General features: G+C 64.2%; 18 protein-coding genes. 11 read left to right on the top strand and 7 right to left on the bottom strand.

The features are described from left to right. The 7 genes from K8I61_18870 to K8I61_18840 all read left to right on the top strand — a co-directional run. Positions 1-250 (top strand): hypothetical protein (locus K8I61_18870; protein MBZ0274109.1); only part of this gene is annotated, 250 nt, incomplete at its 5' end. A gap of 119 nt (positions 251-369) precedes the next feature. Beyond that, positions 370-1,248: an ATP-binding cassette domain-containing protein gene (locus K8I61_18865; GenBank protein ID MBZ0274108.1), complete on the top strand. Its 879-nt coding sequence runs from the start codon at positions 370-372 to the stop codon at positions 1,246-1,248. After that, positions 1,248-2,177, top strand: coding sequence for an MlaD family protein (locus K8I61_18860; protein ID MBZ0274107.1), 930 nt, complete (start codon positions 1,248-1,250; stop codon positions 2,175-2,177). Before K8I61_18865 ends, K8I61_18860 begins: the two co-directional genes overlap by 1 nt. Continuing rightward, positions 2,174-2,875: a PqiC family protein gene (locus tag K8I61_18855; GenBank protein MBZ0274106.1), complete on the top strand. Its 702-nt coding sequence runs from the start codon at positions 2,174-2,176 to the stop codon at positions 2,873-2,875. The genes K8I61_18860 and K8I61_18855 overlap by 4 nt, the downstream gene beginning before the upstream one ends. Then, positions 2,875-3,519: a methyltransferase domain-containing protein gene (locus K8I61_18850; protein ID MBZ0274105.1), complete on the top strand. Its 645-nt coding sequence runs from the start codon at positions 2,875-2,877 to the stop codon at positions 3,517-3,519. Before K8I61_18855 ends, K8I61_18850 begins: the two co-directional genes overlap by 1 nt. Positions 3,520-3,528: 9 nt before the next feature. Continuing rightward, a complete protein-coding gene (locus K8I61_18845) occupies positions 3,529-4,356 on the top strand; it encodes a hypothetical protein (protein ID MBZ0274104.1) in 828 nt (275 codons plus the stop codon). 190 nt (positions 4,357-4,546) lie between these two features. Continuing rightward, positions 4,547-6,178, top strand: a complete 1,632-nt coding sequence (locus tag K8I61_18840; GenBank protein ID MBZ0274103.1) for a hypothetical protein — start codon at positions 4,547-4,549, stop codon at positions 6,176-6,178. Between the two features lie 178 nt (positions 6,179-6,356). Here K8I61_18840 and K8I61_18835 read toward each other — a convergent pair whose 3' ends face one another. The 7 genes from K8I61_18835 to K8I61_18805 form a co-directional block, all read right to left on the bottom strand. Further along, entirely contained in the window at positions 6,357-7,145 is a 789-nt protein-coding gene (locus tag K8I61_18835; protein MBZ0274102.1) for an SDR family oxidoreductase, read from the bottom strand. Between the two features lie 142 nt (positions 7,146-7,287). Next, positions 7,288-8,562, bottom strand: coding sequence for an ATP-dependent Clp protease ATP-binding subunit ClpX (gene clpX / locus K8I61_18830; GenBank protein MBZ0274101.1), 1,275 nt, complete (start codon positions 8,560-8,562; stop codon positions 7,288-7,290). Positions 8,563-8,726: 164 nt separating this feature from the next. Next, a complete protein-coding gene (gene clpP / locus K8I61_18825) occupies positions 8,727-9,365 on the bottom strand; it encodes an ATP-dependent Clp endopeptidase proteolytic subunit ClpP (GenBank protein MBZ0274100.1) in 639 nt (212 codons plus the stop codon). A gap of 41 nt (positions 9,366-9,406) precedes the next feature. Next, on the bottom strand, positions 9,407-10,747 hold the full coding sequence (tig, locus tag K8I61_18820; protein ID MBZ0274099.1) for a trigger factor: 1,341 nt from the start codon (positions 10,745-10,747) through the stop codon (positions 9,407-9,409). Positions 10,748-11,110: 363 nt separating this feature from the next. Then, on the bottom strand, positions 11,111-11,977 hold the full coding sequence (locus tag K8I61_18815) for a hypothetical protein (GenBank protein MBZ0274098.1): 867 nt from the start codon (positions 11,975-11,977) through the stop codon (positions 11,111-11,113). Then, complete coding sequence (locus tag K8I61_18810; GenBank protein ID MBZ0274097.1) at positions 11,974-12,684, bottom strand: hypothetical protein; 711 nt, start codon at positions 12,682-12,684, stop codon at positions 11,974-11,976. The genes K8I61_18815 and K8I61_18810 overlap by 4 nt, the downstream gene beginning before the upstream one ends. A gap of 309 nt (positions 12,685-12,993) precedes the next feature. Continuing rightward, positions 12,994-13,791 (bottom strand): DUF1287 domain-containing protein, encoded by a 798-nt coding sequence (locus tag K8I61_18805; GenBank protein ID MBZ0274096.1) that lies wholly within the window; start codon positions 13,789-13,791, stop codon positions 12,994-12,996. 28 nt (positions 13,792-13,819) lie between these two features. Between K8I61_18805 and K8I61_18800 the strand changes: the two genes are divergently transcribed. The 4 genes from K8I61_18800 to K8I61_18785 form a co-directional block, all read left to right on the top strand. Continuing rightward, positions 13,820-14,890, top strand: a complete 1,071-nt coding sequence (locus tag K8I61_18800; protein MBZ0274095.1) for an esterase-like activity of phytase family protein — start codon at positions 13,820-13,822, stop codon at positions 14,888-14,890. Between the two features lie 208 nt (positions 14,891-15,098). Beyond that, positions 15,099-15,491 (top strand): hypothetical protein, encoded by a 393-nt coding sequence (locus K8I61_18795; protein MBZ0274094.1) that lies wholly within the window; start codon positions 15,099-15,101, stop codon positions 15,489-15,491. A 281-nt stretch (positions 15,492-15,772) separates the two neighbouring features. After that, positions 15,773-16,924, top strand: coding sequence for an alpha/beta fold hydrolase (locus K8I61_18790; protein ID MBZ0274093.1), 1,152 nt, complete (start codon positions 15,773-15,775; stop codon positions 16,922-16,924). Between the two features lie 94 nt (positions 16,925-17,018). Continuing rightward, the coding region (locus K8I61_18785; protein ID MBZ0274092.1) for a hypothetical protein at positions 17,019-17,296 on the top strand (278 nt) is incomplete at its 3' end.

Here is a 17,296-nt window from a genome sequence, read left to right as displayed (position 1 = left end):
CTGTTGCGCCGCGTTCGCCCGGGCGCTCGGCGGCGGCGGGCCGAACGCGGCGCAACAGGCGCTGGCCGCCGCGCTCGCGCAGGGGCGCGCTTATGTGGACGTTTCGCGCCGGCGATTCGCGCGCCTGGGCGCGCAGCTTCGGAGCATGGAAGAGGTCGAGCCGGGGGAATTGCGCGAATACAACGAGTGGCGGCGTTCGCGGGGACTTCGGCCCGTGCGCGCGCCGGAGCCGGAAGGTTTTTCACCTTGAGCGACGTTGACGATACCGCTCGCACGGCCGGGGAAGAAGGCCGCGTGGAAATCGAACAGCGGGCCGAAGCCGGCGGGCCGGACACCGGCGGCGCGGCCGAACGCGAGGAGAGGCCCGTCATCGTGGACGTGCGGAACATCACCGTGCGTTACGGTGACGCGACGATTCTCGACGACGTGTCGTTTACGATCCGCGAGGGAGAGATTTTCGTCATCCTCGGCGGATCGGGCTGCGGCAAGAGCACCCTGCTGCGGCAAATCGTCGGGCTCGAAACGCCGACCTCCGGGTCCATCCTCATTGACGGCGACGACATCACGACAGCGCGCGGCAAAAAGCGCCACGACTTGCTTCGCAAGATCGGCATCCTCTTTCAAAGCGGCGCGCTGTTCGGATCGATGACGCTCGCGGAGAACATCGCCCTGCAACTCGAGGAATACACCGATTTGCCGGAGGACGTGATCGACCTGATCGTGCGGATGAAGCTGCAACTCGTGCGCCTTGGCGGATACGAGAACCATCTGCCGAGCGAGATCTCCGGCGGCATGAAAAAGCGGGCGGGGCTCGCGCGCGCGATGGCTCTCGATCCGCGCATCCTGTTTTGCGACGAGCCGAGCGCGGGGCTCGATCCCGTCACGTCCGCGGAGATCGACGCGCTGCTCATCCGGCTGAATCATTCGCTCGGCGTCACGGTGGTCGTGGTGACGCACGAGCTTCCGTCCATCTTCACGATCGCGCACCGTTGCATCATGCTCGACAAATCGACGCACGGGATCATCGCCGAGGGCGATCCGCGCGCGTTGCGGGAGAACAGCGACAATCCCAAGGTGCGGGACTTTTTCAATCGCCAGACCGAAAGCCGCGACGACGACGGGGACGGCATGATCGGGGACGAGGACGAACACGGCGCGTTCGCGGAGCGCGACGACGCGCGGTCGGTTGTTCCGGGCGAGGAAGGCGACACGATCGAGGGCGCGGGCCGCGGCGCGCGGGAGGCCTGATGGCGGGGACGGGAAGCAACTTCAAGGTCGGGCTGTTTGTCGTCGGCGGAACGCTCATCATGGCCGCGGCGTTGATCTGGCTTGGGGCGACGAAGTTTTTTTCCGAGACGACGACCTTCGTCACCTACTTCGACGAATCCGTGCAGGGGCTCGATACCGGCTCGCAGGTCAAATTCATGGGCGTGGCCGTCGGAACGGTTTCGCGGATTCGCGTCGGGCCGGACGGCAAGCTCATCGAGGTGCAGATGGAGCTGGAATCGCCGTTTCGCAAGGAGGACGACATGCGCGCGGAGCTCGCCATGGCCGGCATCACCGGTATGAAGTTCGTCGAGATCACAAGGTCGCCCGCCTCCGAGCCGATCGAGATCAAATTCAATCCGCGCGGCACGTACATCCCCGCGAAGGCCTCGGGCACGGCGGAGATTTTCGAGGCGCTCGAAAACGTTTACGAATCCGTCATGCAGATCGACTTCAAGGGCATCAGCGACAACGTGAAGACCTCGTTCCATACGATTTCCGAGCGCGTGGACGATCCGAACATCGACCGCCTCGTCGAAGCGATGGCCGACGCCGGCGAACGCCTGCGTTATCTGTTGAACAAAAAGCAGACCGAAAACGCGATCGACGAAATCGACCGGACGCTCGCGGAATTGAAGGGGCTTGTCGGCGCCATCCGCGCGGAGGTGGAAGGCGCGGACGTGAAGGGCACGTTCGCCGACATGCGCATGTCGATCCAGAGTTTCGCGCAGCTTTTCGAGCGGCTCGACAACGAGCTGGCGGCGTCGCTGATCAACCTGCGCCGCACGACCGACAACCTGGCGCGCATGACCGAGAAGATGGCCCGCGACCCGGCGCAGATGATCCTCGGCGAGCCGCCGCCGGAACGCATCGTTGCGCCGGAGCCGACCGGACGGGAGATGGCGCCATGACCACGACCGCAAACTGGATATCGCGTTTTGCCGCCATGGCCGCTATCGCCGCGCTCACCGCGTCGCTGCCCGCGTGCTTCAATTTTCAGCGCGAGCACAAGGACGAAAATTTCTACCAGATCGAATACGAGCCGCCGGCCGCGGACGGCGTCGCCTTTCCCGGCGTTGTCGTGCGCGTCGCGAATTTCGACGTCGCGGCGGGCTATCAATCGCCGCAGATCGTCTACTCCACGTCCGCCAAGCGCCGGAAGGTTTACGACTACCACATGTGGATCGTGAATCCCGGCGACATGCTCACCGATCTGCTGCTGCGCGACATGGTGGCCTCCGGGCTCTATGAAGCGACGATCGACATGCGCAGCTCGATCTATCCGGACTACGAGCTCGAGGGGCAGGTCGTGGCCATTTACGAGAAGGACGAGCCCGACGTCTGGTTCTCGGTGCTCGCGGTGCGTACGGCATTGTTCGCGTATCATCGCGGCAAGCACGTGCTCTTTCAGCGTACTTACGAGGAATCGATCCCGACCGCCGGACAGACGCCGCAACATGTCGTCGCCGCGATGAGCGACGCCGCGCGAAACGTCTCCGCGCGCATCCAGCGCGACGTCAACGACGCGATCGCCACGTTCGAGGCGAAAAAGCTCGCCGAAAAGCAGATGGAATCCGCCGCGGCCGACGAGACCGGCGAGGCGCCCTGATGCCCTGCCGCGAATACGCCGTCATCGCGCCGTATTACGACCTGCTGTTTGAGCGCATGAACGCGGGGCTTCGGCGAATCGCGATCAAGATCGCCAAGCCCAAACGCGGGGAACGCACGCTCGACGCAGCGTGCGGCACCGGCCATCTGGTCCGCGAATTCGCGCGCGAGGGCTGCCGCGCGGTGGGTGTCGATCTATCGGACGCGATGCTCAAGGTGGCGCGCAAACGCGACGAGCCCGGCGTCGAGTTCATGCGCGCCGACGCGACGCACCTGCCGTTTGCCGCGGGGTCGTTCGATGTCGTCACGATCGTGCTTGCGCTGCACGAGATGGAAAGCATGACGCGCGAGCGCGTGCTGCGGGAACTGCGCCGCGTGACCGCGCCGGGCGGGCGCATCGTCGTGATCGACTATCACGACGGGCCTTTCGCCGGCTTTGTCGGCAAGGGCATGCACGCGCTGACATTCGTCATCGAGCGTTTCATCGGCGGCGCGCATTACCGCAACTACCGCGGCTTTCTCGCCGCGGGCGCGTTGCCGGCGCTATTACGCACGGCCGGATTTCCCCCGGGCAAAACGAGCGCGCTCGCCGGCGGGAATCTCGCGGCGGTCCGCGTGTCGTTCGACGAAACCGGCGCAGGTTGATTCGGCGCCGTGCCCGTCGCCGACGCGCTCACCTCGATCTGGCAAACGCTCCACGCCTCGCCGCTTGTGCGCGAGGCGTTCGGCCTATCGCTCGCGCTGGCGTGGCTTTTCGCGATGTACGCCCTGGAGCGCCGCGTGATCGCGCGCAATCCGAAGCGCGCCGCGGTGCGACGCAACATCTTCCTTGCCGCGAACGCCCTTTGGATGCCGTTGGTGTTCCGCCGTGCGTTCCTCGTGCCGACGGCGATCGCCATCGTCTTCGCCGCGCTGTTGTTGACGCGGCGGCTTGCGGTCTTCGCGTCGCGATCCCTGCGCGACGCGGGCGTGCCCGAGGGCGCGGATGCCGGCGAAGCCCGCGAGGCGCGCGAGGCACGAAACGATCTGCGCAGTCGTCTCGACGACGTTTACTCCGCGCGCACCGCGTTTTGGCTTGCGGGCCTTGCGCTCGCGCCGTTGTTCTGGGACCAGGGGAGCCTGTTCGGCGGCGGATGGCGATTCAACATGATCGGTCCGATGCTCGGCCATGCGGCGGGCGCCGTGGCGTCGACGTTCGCGGAATCGCGCTTCGGAAGGCGGCGATTCAAGTTCAAGGGCGCGGCCAGCCGCACCGTCGAGGGCGCGATGGCGTATCTCGCCGCGAGCTTCGCCGCGCAGCTTGCGGTCTATGCCGTCTGGTCGCAGATCCCCGGCGTCATGCACGGCCCGCGCGTCGTGCTGTGGGCGATCGTCGGCGCGTCGGCCGGCACGCTCGCCGCGTTGTATGCGGGCGGGCGCGCACGGCCCGCGGCGGCCGTACTCGCCTCCGCGGCGGCGCTATACGTCTACGTGGCGGCGTGAATAAGCGAACGTCGATCGGTCGAAGTGTCATCGAAAAGGCATGGACATCATGGACAAGATGGACAAGATGGACTTGATGGACGGCTGGCGAAGCCGTGCGAACGTTGCTTGCCCACGTGGCGCGCGTATCGTCCATGCGGTCCATTTCGTCCATCGTGTTTGTTCATCCCACGGGCTTTGGGAGCGTTTTATGCGTACGCAATCGTTCTGGGCGCTTTTGTTGCCGATTTTTCTTTTCACGGCGTTTCCCGGCTGCTCGTGCGGTGACGATGACGACGACGACGACGAAACGGGTGATGACGACATCGACGATGACGCCGATGACGACACCTCGGATGACGATGCGGATGACGACACCGGTGACGACGACACCTCGGACGACGACAACTCGGACGATGATGCGGATGACGACACCGGCGATGACGACACCGGCGATGACGACACGACGGTCGCCGACGATTTCGTCGCGGACTGGCCGCAGTCAAACCAAGAGACGCGGGACTACGACGAGTCGGGCGGCGCGGGCGCGTTTCGCCTGAAGGCGCAGGATTACGACGAGTGGGTCGATACGTGGCATTTGCCGTTTTATGGCGGGCACGTCCACGCCTGGTTCACCGACAACACGTACACGGAGATCGACATCTGGCACGGGTTCGGCGACAGCACGAGTTGGACGGCCACCTACCTCGGAACGCAGTGCATGCGCTACTGGGTCACCGGTTCGGCCGAGGCGAAACAGAGCGCGATCGACCGCGTGCAGACGCTGACCAATCACCTGCACGTCACGGGCAAGCCGGGCTTTCTCGCGCGTTTCCGCGCGCCGCAATCCGAGATGACGAGATTCGTGAGCGAGGCGCACTGCGATTCGGACCCGGACTGCCACCGTGTCGATACCGGCGACTACGCCGGCGACTGGTGGGTCGGCAACACGAGCCGCGACATGTACGTCGGCTGGTTCTACGGGATGGCGATGGCCCATGACCTGCTTGACGACGCGGCGAGCCGGCAAATCATCGTTGACGACGTGACGGAGGTGCTCGACATGTTCATCTCTGACACCAACTGGTGGATCATCGACGTGGACGGCCTGCCGACGACCAAGGGCCCGAACGTCCTGCCGTTCATGAAGCTCGCGTGGACGCTCATCGGCTATCACGTCACCGGGCTCGACCGCTTCAAGGCCGAGCTGCAAACGCTCGTGCTCGACAGCAATCGCGACGTGATCGCCACGAGCGCGATCACGTTTTTCAACCGCTACAACAGCTATTACGGCAACCAGCTCGCGCACCAGACCTGGTACAACATCCTGCGTCTCGGGAAGGCGTACCTGTCGGAAGACGACTACGCCTTCCTGCTGAACACGTTCGAGACGAAGGTGCACACGTTTGCGCGCCTGTCGCACAACCCGTGGTTCAACGGCATCTTCATGAGCCAGGGCGACTACACGCCGGCCAAGGGACCCGATCCCTACCAGGCGCAGCTCGAACAGGACTTTGGCGATTTCCGCGACCCGCCGCTATGGGAGTACGTCGTCGATCCGCGCGATCCGCAGGACTACACGCTCGACCCGGTGTCCGTGTTCCTGTCCGATCTGATCGACCAGTACCCGTGGATCGAAAACCTGATCGGCGACTTTGAGTACCAGGCCAACGAGCCCACGACCGTCGACCAGTACTGCCCGGCCGGGTTCATGTTCCAGTGGAGCCCGTTTCTCATCAGCGGCTGCGGCGCGAATATCCCGGAAAAGGTCCACTCCGGCCACGACTACCTGGCGGCGTACTGGCTCGCAAGCTACCACAAGTTCATCGACAAGACGCAGTAGGACGAATCGGGAATTGCGAATGCGGAATGGGGAATGTCCGCCGGCTGACCGCCGACCGCCGACCACTGATTGCTGATCGCCGACGGCTGACAGCTATCCTGCTTGGCAGACGCGCGCGTCCACCCGTCCACAATGTCCATGCGGTCCATCATGTCCATCGCGCTTCGTGCGGCGCGCCTCAAAAAATTGCTCGGCAGGCGCCGCCGTCCACCAACAGCGCGACGCCGGTCATGTATGACGCGCGCTCGGACGCCAGGAACGCGACCACCGCGCCGAACTCGTCGGGCCGGCCCATGCGGCCGACGGGTATCGCCCGGATGAGATCGGCAAGCGGCCCGGATTCGGGGATAGAGTGTTCGTCCGCACCTTCGGGCAGCATCGATCGAACGCGGTCGGTGAGGATCGATCCCGGGCACAGGCTGTTGACCGTCACGCCGTCACGCGCGACCTCGGACGCGAGTGTCTTCGCGTAGCCGAGCAAGCCCGCGCGCGCCGCGTTCGAGAGTGCGAGGTGCGGGATCGGCTGGAGCGCCGCGATGGACACGATGTTGACGATTCGCCCGAAGCCGCGCTCGCGCATCGACGGCAGCGCGCGCGCGGACATGTCGATCGCCGAAAGCATGTTCAGCTCGACCGCGTCGCGGTAATCGGCGACGCCAAAGGCCGTCGCGCCGCCCGGCGGCGGGCCGCCCGCGTTGTTCACCAGGATGTCGATCGGCCCAAGCTCGCGCGCCGCCGTCTCAAAAAAGCGCGCGCGGTCGGCCTCGACTTTCATGTCGGCCACCACCGCGACGCACCGGCCGCCGGCCTTATCGATCTCGCGGCGCGTTTGCGCAAGCCGATCCTCGTCGCGTGCGCAGATGGCGACGTTCGCACCCTCCGCGGCAAGCTCCAGCGCGCTCGCTCGCCCGAGCCCCTTGCTCGCGGCGCACACGATCGCGCTTTTTCCGGCAAGTCCAAGATTCATGTCGCGCAGATTAGGTCGCGGCGGGAAGCGCGGCAAGCAGCCCAGGAACGCCGAGCCCCAGCTCGGCACACATTGCGGCGCGAGAAAACAAAAATGCGGAGTGCGTTTCATTCCGCACTCCGCATTCGAAACTCCGCACTCGCTAAGCGATCTCTTTGGGCTCTTTCTCCGCGGGATCGTTGTTGCCGTAAACGATGATCGGCTGTTCGCCGGACTCGATGACCTCCTCGGAGATCACCACCTCGCGGATATTATCCTGGCTCGGCAGTTCGTACATGATGTCGAGCATCACGCCCTCAAGGATCGAGCGCAGGCCGCGCGCGCCGGTTCCGCGGTTGATCGCCTTCAACGACACGGACTTGAGCGCGCCTTCCGTGAAGTTCAGCGCCACGTCTTCCATCTCGAACAGGCGCCGGTACTGGCGCACCAGCGCGTTTTTCGGCCGCGTCAGGATGTCGATAAGCGCGGCCTCGTCAAGCTCGTGCAGCGTGACGACGACCGGCAGGCGGCCGATGAATTCGGGGATGAGGCCGTACTTCAGCAGATCCTCCGGCATCACCTTGCGCAGCAGTTCGCCGTCGGCCGCCTTGTCGTGCGTCGTCACGTTGGCGGTGAAGCCCATCGACTGCCGGCCGAGCCGTTTGCGGATGATGTCCGTCAGGCCGTGGAACGCGCCGCCGCAAATGAACAGGATGTCCGTCGTGTCGATGTGCAGGAAATCCTGCTGCGGATGCTTGCGCCCGCCCTTGGGCGGAACGTGCGCGACGGTGCCTTCGATGATCTTGAGCAGCGCCTGCTGCACGCCCTCGCCGGACACGTCGCGCGTGATCGACGGCGAGTCCGACTTGCGGCTGATCTTGTCGATCTCGTCGATGTAAATGATGCCTCGAACGGCGCGCTCGATGTCGAAATCGGCGTTCTGCAAAAGCGACAGGATGATGTTCTCGACGTCCTCGCCGACGTAGCCGGCTTCGGTGAGCGTCGTCGCGTCCGCGATGGCGAACGGCACGTTCAGAATCTTGGCGAGCGTCTGCGCCAGCAGCGTCTTGCCCGAGCCCGTCGGGCCGATGAGCAGGATGTTGCTCTTGGCGATCTCGACGTCGTCGTAGTCGGCGCGCGCCTGTATGCGTTTGTAGTGGTTGTGCACCGCGACGGCGAGCGTCTTTTTGGCCGTCTCCTGGCCGATGACGTATTCGTCGAGGCGATTGTGGATTTCGCGCGGCTTCGGAATGCCGGAAGCGTCCGAGCGCTGCCGGTCGCGCTGCGTCTCTTCCGCGATGATGTCGTTGCACAGGTCAACGCACTCGTCGCAGATGTACACACCGGGGCCGGCGATGAGTTTTTTGACTTCGCGCTGACTCTTGCCGCAGAAGCTGCAGGTCAGGTTGTGCGAATCGTCCGGACCGCGTTTGACCATCGGTCACCCTCCAGGCTTACTTTTCAACGGACCGTTTCATCCGGTCCCGCGGTTGTCATTCCGGCGTCCCGTGGACACCGACCGCCCCACGGCAAAATGTTGCCAGATCAAACGCGCCCCCGCCCGCCGAACGCCTGGCCCGGCATGGGCGCTTACAAACAAAGTCACTTCGACGGCTTGCCGTCGCTCTCCACCGGCTCGTCGGCGGGCCGGTGCGTCAGGACCTGATCGACGATGCCATAGCCGACGCCCTCCTCCGCGCTCATGAAAAAATCGCGGTCGGAGTCGGCCTTGATCTTCTTGACGCTCTGCCCGGTGTGCTTGGCCATGATACGCGCCAGCTCCTCGGCGAGTTTCAGGATTTCGCGCGCGTGGATGTCGATGTCCGACGCTTGTCCGCGCGCCCCGCCGATCGGCTGATGGATCATGATGCGCGAGTGCGGCAACGCGAATCGCTTGCCCTTGGCGCCCGCGGCCAGAAGGAACGAACCCATTGAGAACGCCTGCCCCATGCAGATTGTCGAAACATCGGGGCGGATGAATTGCATCGTGTCGTAAATCGCAAGGCCGGCCGTCACCGAGCCGCCGGGCGAGTTGACGTAGAAGAAGATGTCCGCGTCCGGATCCTCGCTTTCGAGGAAAAGCATTTGCGCGATGATGAGGTTCGCGACCTGGTCGTCGATCGGTGATCCGACCATGATGACGCGGTCCTTGAGCAGGCGCGAATAAATGTCGTACGCCCGCTCGCCGCGGTTCGTGGTCTCGATGACCATCGGAATGAGCATCCTGCCGCCTTCCTTCATCGACGCCGTTCCCCGGGCCGGGCCGGGCGCTATTCGCCGCGTTAGGCCAAATCGTCGTCCGTTTCGGACGCGTTTTCGTCGTCCTCGGGGTCGATCCAATCCACGTTAGCGTTGTCGAGCAGAAAATCAAGAACCTTCTCGTCGCGAAGACGGCTTTTCAGGTCGTCGAGCAGGCCTTCCTTCTGGTAAAAAGCGGCGATTTCGGCCGCGGAGCGATTCATGCGCGTGGCCGACTCCTCGATGTGCCGCCGCACCTCCTCGTCGGAAACGGCGATATTCTCCTTTTCGGCAATCGCGTCGAAAAGCAGGAGCGCCTTCACCTCGCGGACGGCGTTTTCCTTCTGCTCGGGCATGGCCTCGCCGGCGAGCATGTCGGCCTCGTGGCCGGGCATGCCGGACTGCGCCAGATCCTGACGCATCCGTGCCTTCATGCTTTCCATCTGCCGGCGCACGATGATGTCCGGCGCGGGCACGTCGTTTTTGGCGAGCAGGGCGTCGAGGAGATATTGCCGGTCGCGCCCGCGAAGCCGGCGGCGCTTGTCGGTCTCCAGGTGCTGCTTCTGGATGCGGCGCAGCTCGTCCAGGCTCTCGAATCCGAAATCGCGCGCCAGCTCGTCATCCACATCGGGCACGACGCGCTTTTTCACCGCTTTCAGGTCCACGTCGAAATGGAACGACCGCCCCCGCAGGTGCGGGCGCCCGGCGTCGTCGCCGAAGGCGAGGTCGAACGACTTCGATTCGCCCGGCGTCATCCCGGCGATCGCATCGTTGAAGCCCGGCGGCATGAATCCGCCGTCGGGCGTGAGCTCGATCAGGTGGTTTTCGATCTTCTGAGGCTCGGCGTCGGGCGGCGTTTCGCCGGTGCGCGTGACAAAATCGATCTCCACGAAATCGCCGATCGCGGCGGGGCGCGGCGGGTCGATCGGCTCCATCACCGCCTTGTGCGAGGCCAGGTGTTCGAGCTGCTGCTCCAGCTCGTCGTCCGTCACCGCGACGCGAACGCGCCGGGTGGCGATGCCGTTGTAATCCGCGGGCTCGAACGCGGGCATGGTCTCGAACGTGGCGACAAGCGCGAATCCACCGTCGTCCGACGGGTCCGCGGACTCGATCTCCGGCTCGGCGATGATGCGCAGCTCGCCGTCCTTGTTCGCCTCTTGCAGGCCCTCGCGCAGAAGGTCGTCGCGGAGCTGCTCGTCGATCGCATCGCCATAGCGGCGCTCGATGAGCGAGGCGGGCGTCTTGCCCGGCCGAAACCCGCGCATCTGCACCTGCTTTTTCAGCGTCGTGACGATCGAGGCCCGCGCCTTCCTGACGCGCTCCGGCTCGACGGTGATCGACACCCGCTTCTTGACGGGCGAAATGGCTTCGACTTTGACGTCCATCGTTTACCCTTTCCCTTCCCTTGCCCGTTCCTTTTTCCGATTTTTCGACGGTACACCGAGAGCACAGAGGAGACACCGAGGACACAGAGAGTGACTTGAGTCACGAACCGCGACCGTCAGGGAGCGGGTCGAAACGCGTCCCGGAAACAAAACGCCGCCGTGGCCCCGGCGACGCTTCCCCTTACCGCGCGCGCGATGTTAGGTCAATGCGCACCCCGGGAGCGCCGAGCTCCAGCTCGGCATTTCCCCGGGAGCGCGGGCGTCCCGCCAGCTTCGATCGCGCCACCCGCCCATGCCGCCTCGCCGGGCTCGACTTCCCCGCGCGACGCGCAGCGGATCGGACATCATGGCATCCGGTGCGCGTTACTCCGCCGCCGTAACCTGCATTGAAAGGAATGCGGCACCGCATGTCGGCTCGGAATCCGCGATGCGTTTTTCACCGCAGTCGCCATGCGGCTCGTAAAAGCGACCCGCGTGGTGATTGACGACGTTGACTTCGAATAAGCGATCGTCAGTTAAAGCGCGCCCATTCGGCTCGTCTACGGAAAATTTGTGACAGTCAAAACGCCCGCCAAGCGACTTTGCGTAGACACGCTCCCAATCAACGTTATGCCCCGGCTGCACGGCGTCGGCCGTGTATTCGCAGATACGGGACTCATGAAATTCAAATGTTCGATAGAGCCTGCCGACCCGGATTGACGAAACCGTGGAATAAGACGTCAGCTCGAACAACACCGTCCGAAAGTTTTCGTCGAACAACCACAGCATGTAGACTTCATAACCCGGATTGTCGCCTACCAAATAAAGAGTTTGCCCATTGGAGATGGGAAACGCTTTGTCCTCATTCAACCAGGTAATTTTTACGTCCAATTCCTCAAATAATTCGCAGGTCAGGACCGCCCGCAACCCATTTACCGACGCGACGCATCGCGTCGGATCCGGCCAAAAACTCGTCGCGCGATTCTCGAAATTCTCAATTTCGAAATCGCGTTTGCCGGGTTTGTAATCCCCGCACGGCGGCGGATCGTCGAAAGCTTTTGGTGTGGCGCCTTGTTTCTCTTCATCGTCATCGAAGTCGCAATAGTCCTCGATGTCCATGACGAAGTCCGTCGGGCTGCCGGGCAAATCGTCACCGGTTTCATCGTCATCGCCGCTTGTCACGCATCCGAACTCGACGATGCAGGCCAAAATCGCGGCCGCAAAAATCGAAACGGCGACCAGCGCTTTCATGACGCCTCCGTGATTTGCACGAAGTAGCGACCAAAAGCGCAATTTTCTTTTTGATAATTGGCAGCCTTGTCGCCGCAATTGTCGGATTCGTAAAGTTCGATGTGCGCATCGACGACGTTCACCTCGAGCACGCCGTCGCTTGTAACGGCACGACCGTTCGGTTTGGTCACGGAAAACGGATGGCCGTCGGCCGTTCCTTTTAGCGTCAGCTCGACGTCGCCGGGCACCTCGTCGGAAACGACGACGCACGCCGGCTCCGTACTCCAATCGAACGCGCGTTCAATGCCATCGACGACCAAGGTAAGCGCTCCCAGATACGTATCTTCCATCAACTGAAATGCAACCGTCCCGCCGTTCTCGTCGAAAATCCAGACCAGACCGGTGCCGTAGTTCTCGAAGGTGAAGCCATACGCGCGCAGGCGTTGCCCATCGACGATCGGGTCGGGATTCGCCGTTTCATTCCAGCGAATTTTGAATGTCAGCAAAGGATGTGACGGTATGTCGCATTCGAGCATCGCCGTCACTCCGGCAACAGTCGCAATACAAGACTTGGTTTCGTCAATCCTCGGGCTTTCGAGCGCGTTTGCAACCCGTCCGAACTCCGGAAACTCGAAATCAGGCGTCCCCTTCGCGTATTCGGCGCAGGCTGGCAGGTCGGCATAGGGGTCGTCGTCCGCCGCGTCGTCTTCGAGCAAATCGTCGTCCACATCGTCGTCATCCGTGTCGTCTTCGTCCGCGTCATCGTCGTCGTCGTCCCCGAACGGAACGCACGCGAAGGCAACGAGAAACGCACCGAGGGCGAGCGCCCACGCCAATACCAAACGCTTTGATGGAGAAATACCGATCATCGCCCAACCCTCGCCGATACATCGTCATTCAAATATCAACGCGCCCATGATACCCGATTTCGTGCCGCGGCGCGTGGCAAAATTTGCGGAGCGGCCAACGAAATCACCCGCGCATTCCGCCTCGCCGGGCTCGCCTCCCTATGCGGCTCGGACGTCGCAATCGTCGCCTCACCCCTCCTTCGGCCATCGGTAATGGCCGATGATCTCCCATTCAAAAAGCACGTCCTCTTTTTGCGGGCCGGCACCGATGTTGTGGACGGCGAGCGGGCGGCCGTGTGCGCCGCGCTCGACGAGGATGCCGATGTGCGTCAGGCCGTTCGGCAGCCGCCACGCGACGATGTCCGCCGGCGTGTAATCGGCCGCGTCGGTCGATTTCGGAAGCACGGCGCCGTTACGCGCAAAGAACGTCATCAGGTTCGGCACGCGGCGGTGATCGATGTTCGGATCCGGCGCGGCGGCGCCCCACGTTCGCGGGTATTTCGAAAACGCGCGGCGCATATCCTCGTGCACGAGCTTTTGAAGATCGAATCCCACGGAGCGGAACGCCCGCACGAGAACGTCAGTACACACGCCCTGATCCGCGGGCACGTCGCCGCCGGGATAGGGGATGCGCACGTACGCGCCGTCGTAGCGGACGGTATGCGTCGTGCGCTCGTTGGCCGCGTCGACGATGCGCCGCGCGAGATCGGAAAGCGGCGCGGACGTCGGCACGGGCGGGGATGAAGGATCGGCCGCGACCCGGCACGCGCAGGCGAGGAGGACGGCGACGATGGCGATGCGAAGGCGCACGGGGGGATTATACGCGTGAGACGGGCGTTTGCGCGGATGGACATGGTGGACGGGTGGACCGGATGGACGAAACGCGACGAAGGGGTTTGTGCAGGTTCGCTGCCGACCGCGCGCTCCGCTTCGCTTCGCTTGCGGCCCTGACGTCACGCGCACAGCTACGCACCCCTTGCGCTTCATGGCGCATCCGCCGATACGTGAAGGGAGCATGAGTCGCCCTCGACGTTTTCTGATCCTCTCCGTTTTGCTCGCCGCGGCCACAGGCGTCGCGTTCGTGTCGGGAATGGTGCGTCCGGGGCATGGGGCCGATCCGATCCCCGCGTGGCCGCGCATGACGGCGAGCGCCGGCGGCATGACGCCGATCGCCCCCCATACGGCTCGCGAATGCGAAAAATACGGCTGGCCGCTTCGTCTCGGCGAAAATCCGCTCGACGAGTTGTCAGGCCTGGCCGTCAGCCGGCAAAACCCCGCCGTCATCTGGGCGCATAACGATTCCGGCGACGGACCGTACCTCTACGCGATGAACCGCGGGGGCGAGTTACTCGGCAAGCTCGTGCTGCCCGGCGTGCGGGCGGTGGATTTCGAAGACATGGCGGTCGGCGCCTGCGAGAAATTAGAAAATAGAAAAGAGGAAAGAGAGTCGGAAGACGCGCCGTTCGCCGATGTGAAAACTCCATCCTCCATCCTCGATCCTCGATCCTGCCTTTTCGTCGGCGATTTCGGCGACAACGGTTCGCGGCGCATCGACGCGACGATCTACCGCGTGCCCGAGCCGTTGATCGACGCCGACACGCCGTTTGGCGAGATGATCGCCGAGCGCGTCGATCGCCTGCCTTTTGTGTATCCCGACGGGGCGCGCGACGCGGAGGCGCTCGCCGTGCGTCCCGACGGAACGGTGTGGATTTTCTCGAAGGAGCGGCGCGAGGGCACGCGCGTGTACCGCTTCGACCGCCTCATCCGCGAAGCGATGAACGTGCCGCGCGAGGTGGGCTTGTTGACCTGGGACGAGCCGGATGGCTATTCGAAAGTGACCGCCGCGGACTGGCACCCGGCCGGGCGGCGATTGCTCATCCGAACCTACGACCGCGCGTGGGAGTGGATTCTGCCCGACGGCGCGCCGCCCGAGGCGATCCTCGACACAAAACCGCGCCGCGTGCCGAACGCGCGCGAGCGCCAGGGCGAGGCGATTGCCTACGACGCGCTCACGGGCGGCTACATCCACGGCAACGAGCGCGTGTTCTCCGCGCCGACGCTGACGTTCGTTCCGTGCGAGCGGTGATTCTCAACGCGAAAGCACAACGAAAGCCAAGGAATTCACCACAGAGGCACAGAGGACACAGAGAAAGAAAATTTGCCTCTGAACTTTCGTTGTGCCCGTCGTGCGCTCCGTGGTTCGGCGATTCCCTTCCGGTCTTCCCGCCTTTTCATTTCCCGCTTACAGAAACCGCGCGTGCGATCGGCGACCATATCGGCCTTGGAGGTCGAACATGGCGACGCAAAGCTACGAAGCGCTCATTCCCGGCGGACTCCGGACGCCCGCGGCGCACCGCATCATCTGGTCGTCGATGATCGTGTCGGTGTTGGCGTTCGGCGTGCTGTCCGTGATTTTTTACCAGTACGAAAACGCGAAAGAGAACGTCGGGGGACCGCTGCTGTTCGTCGCGTTTTCGCTGTTGGCGGTCGCGGTCAGCATGGCGTCGCTTCTCATGCGACGGCGCGGCTACCGCCACGACGCGGCGGCGACGCTGCCGATCGTCTCCTGGGCGCTTGCCGAATCCGTCGCCATCTTCGGCTTCGTGCTCGTGTTCCTCGGCGGACCGCTCATCGTCGGCTTCCTTTTCGCCGTCTGGGCGCTGGTGCTGCTTGTCATGACGCGCTGACGCGATCAGGCCGCAAACGAAGCATTCGCGAAGCGAAGGCGAAGTGCGCAGTCGGCGCTTGCACGATCAGGGCCGCAAACGAAGCATTCGCGAAGCGAAGGCGAAGTGCGCGGTCGGTTCCGCACCAGCATGATGGGACAGAGAACGGCGATGCCGGGGCGGTATCAACCGCGCACTCCGCCGCGCCGCTCCAAGCGGCGCGACTTCGTTTGCGGCTCTGACCGTTGGCCGCGCGTCAATTCCTATTTCCTATTTCCTCGTTCCTCGCTACCCTCCGCCGCATGTCGTTCCTCTTCACGCTTCTCACCATCGCCGCCGGCCTCTACGTGGCCGGCAAGATCGCCGAATATCTCTACGCCCCGCGTTCCACCGAAGACGAGACGCACTACGTCACCACGAACGACGGCTGGCGCCTCGCGATCCACCGCTATCGCCCGCGCGGCGAGGACCCGCACGGCGAGCCGGTCATCCTGCATCACGGATTCGCGAGCACGTCCGCGGGCTTTGATCTTGGCGTCGGCGACGGGCCGGACGGCGCGCCGTCGCTCGCGCACGCGCTCGCCGATCGGGGCTACGACGTTTTTCTGCCGAACCTGCGCGGGCGCGCGCCCTCGGACATGCCGCGCCCGGGCACGAATCGCCGCTGGGATTGGTCGGTGGACGACTACATCGAGCGCGACGACCCGGCTATCGTCGATTACGTGCTGCGTTTGACCGGTTATTCAAATTTGCACTGGATCGGCCACAGCATGGGCGGCATCCTGCTTTTGGCGCACGGGTGCGTTTACGGCGGGGAGCGCATCGCGAGCGGCGTCACCGTGGCGAGCGGCTTCGATTACGGCAATGCGAAGTCTTACTTCGGCCCGCTGACGAAGGCGGCGTTTCTCGCGCCCTATGTGCGTCGCGTCGGCTCCGGATTCCTTGCGCGGATATACGCGTTTTTCGCCGGGCGTTTCCGCGGGCCGATCGGCGAGTTCCACTACTGGCCCGAAAACATCTCGCCCGCCGCGGCACGCGCGATCCACACCGGCGTCGAGGTGGATGTGTCCGGTAACGTGTGCGTGCAGTTGGCGACGCTTCTTGCGCCGGGCGGCCTGATCCGGCGGCGCGACGGCGCCTGCTTCGCGGGGATGGCGGACAGGATCGACATGCCGCTTTTGATGCTGGTGGGCGACCGCGACCGCATGTGCCCGGAGGTCGTCGGCGAACGCACGCGCGCGCTCATCCGGCGCAAGGACACGAAGGTCGTCCCGTTCGGCCGCGAGCACGGGCATATCTCGCATTACGGCCACTTTGACCTGCTTTGCGGTCGCAACGCCGATCGCGAGGTGTACCCGCACATCGTCGAGTGGCTCGCCGCGCATCCGGCGACGCGCGCGGACGCAAAGCCCGAGCGGCGCGCGGCGGGTCGACTGCGGAAAAAGAGCGCCTGAGCGCGCACCCGGGGAGCGCAGGCGTCCCGCCAGTTTCGATGAGATTGCCCGGGAGCGCAGGCGTCCCGCCTGCTTCGAGAAAAACAGCGCGCGCATGGACAAAATGGACATCATGGACAAGATGGACATGATGCAACCGGCGCCCGCCAGACGAGCGAAAACATTGCGATCGACGGCGATCGCGCTTGCGTTGACTCTCGTCGTTTTCCACTCCGCCTGCCGCGAGAAGAAGGACTTTTTCACGGCGGACGAGACGTGGTTTCCCGGCGAGGCGACGCCCGCGCCGACGCCGGCCGCCGAGACCGTGCCGCGCGACGTGCCGTCGATCGCGCGCGTGCTTGAGAGCCCGAGCGAATCGCGGCGCGCCGACGC

The sequence above is a fragment of the bacterium genome (assembly GCA_019912885.1).
Taxonomy (GTDB): domain Bacteria; phylum Lernaellota; class Lernaellaia; order JACKCT01; family JACKCT01; genus JAIOHV01.
The sequence above is the reverse complement of the archived record's forward strand: the minus strand, read 5'-3'. Positions and strand labels throughout refer to the sequence as shown.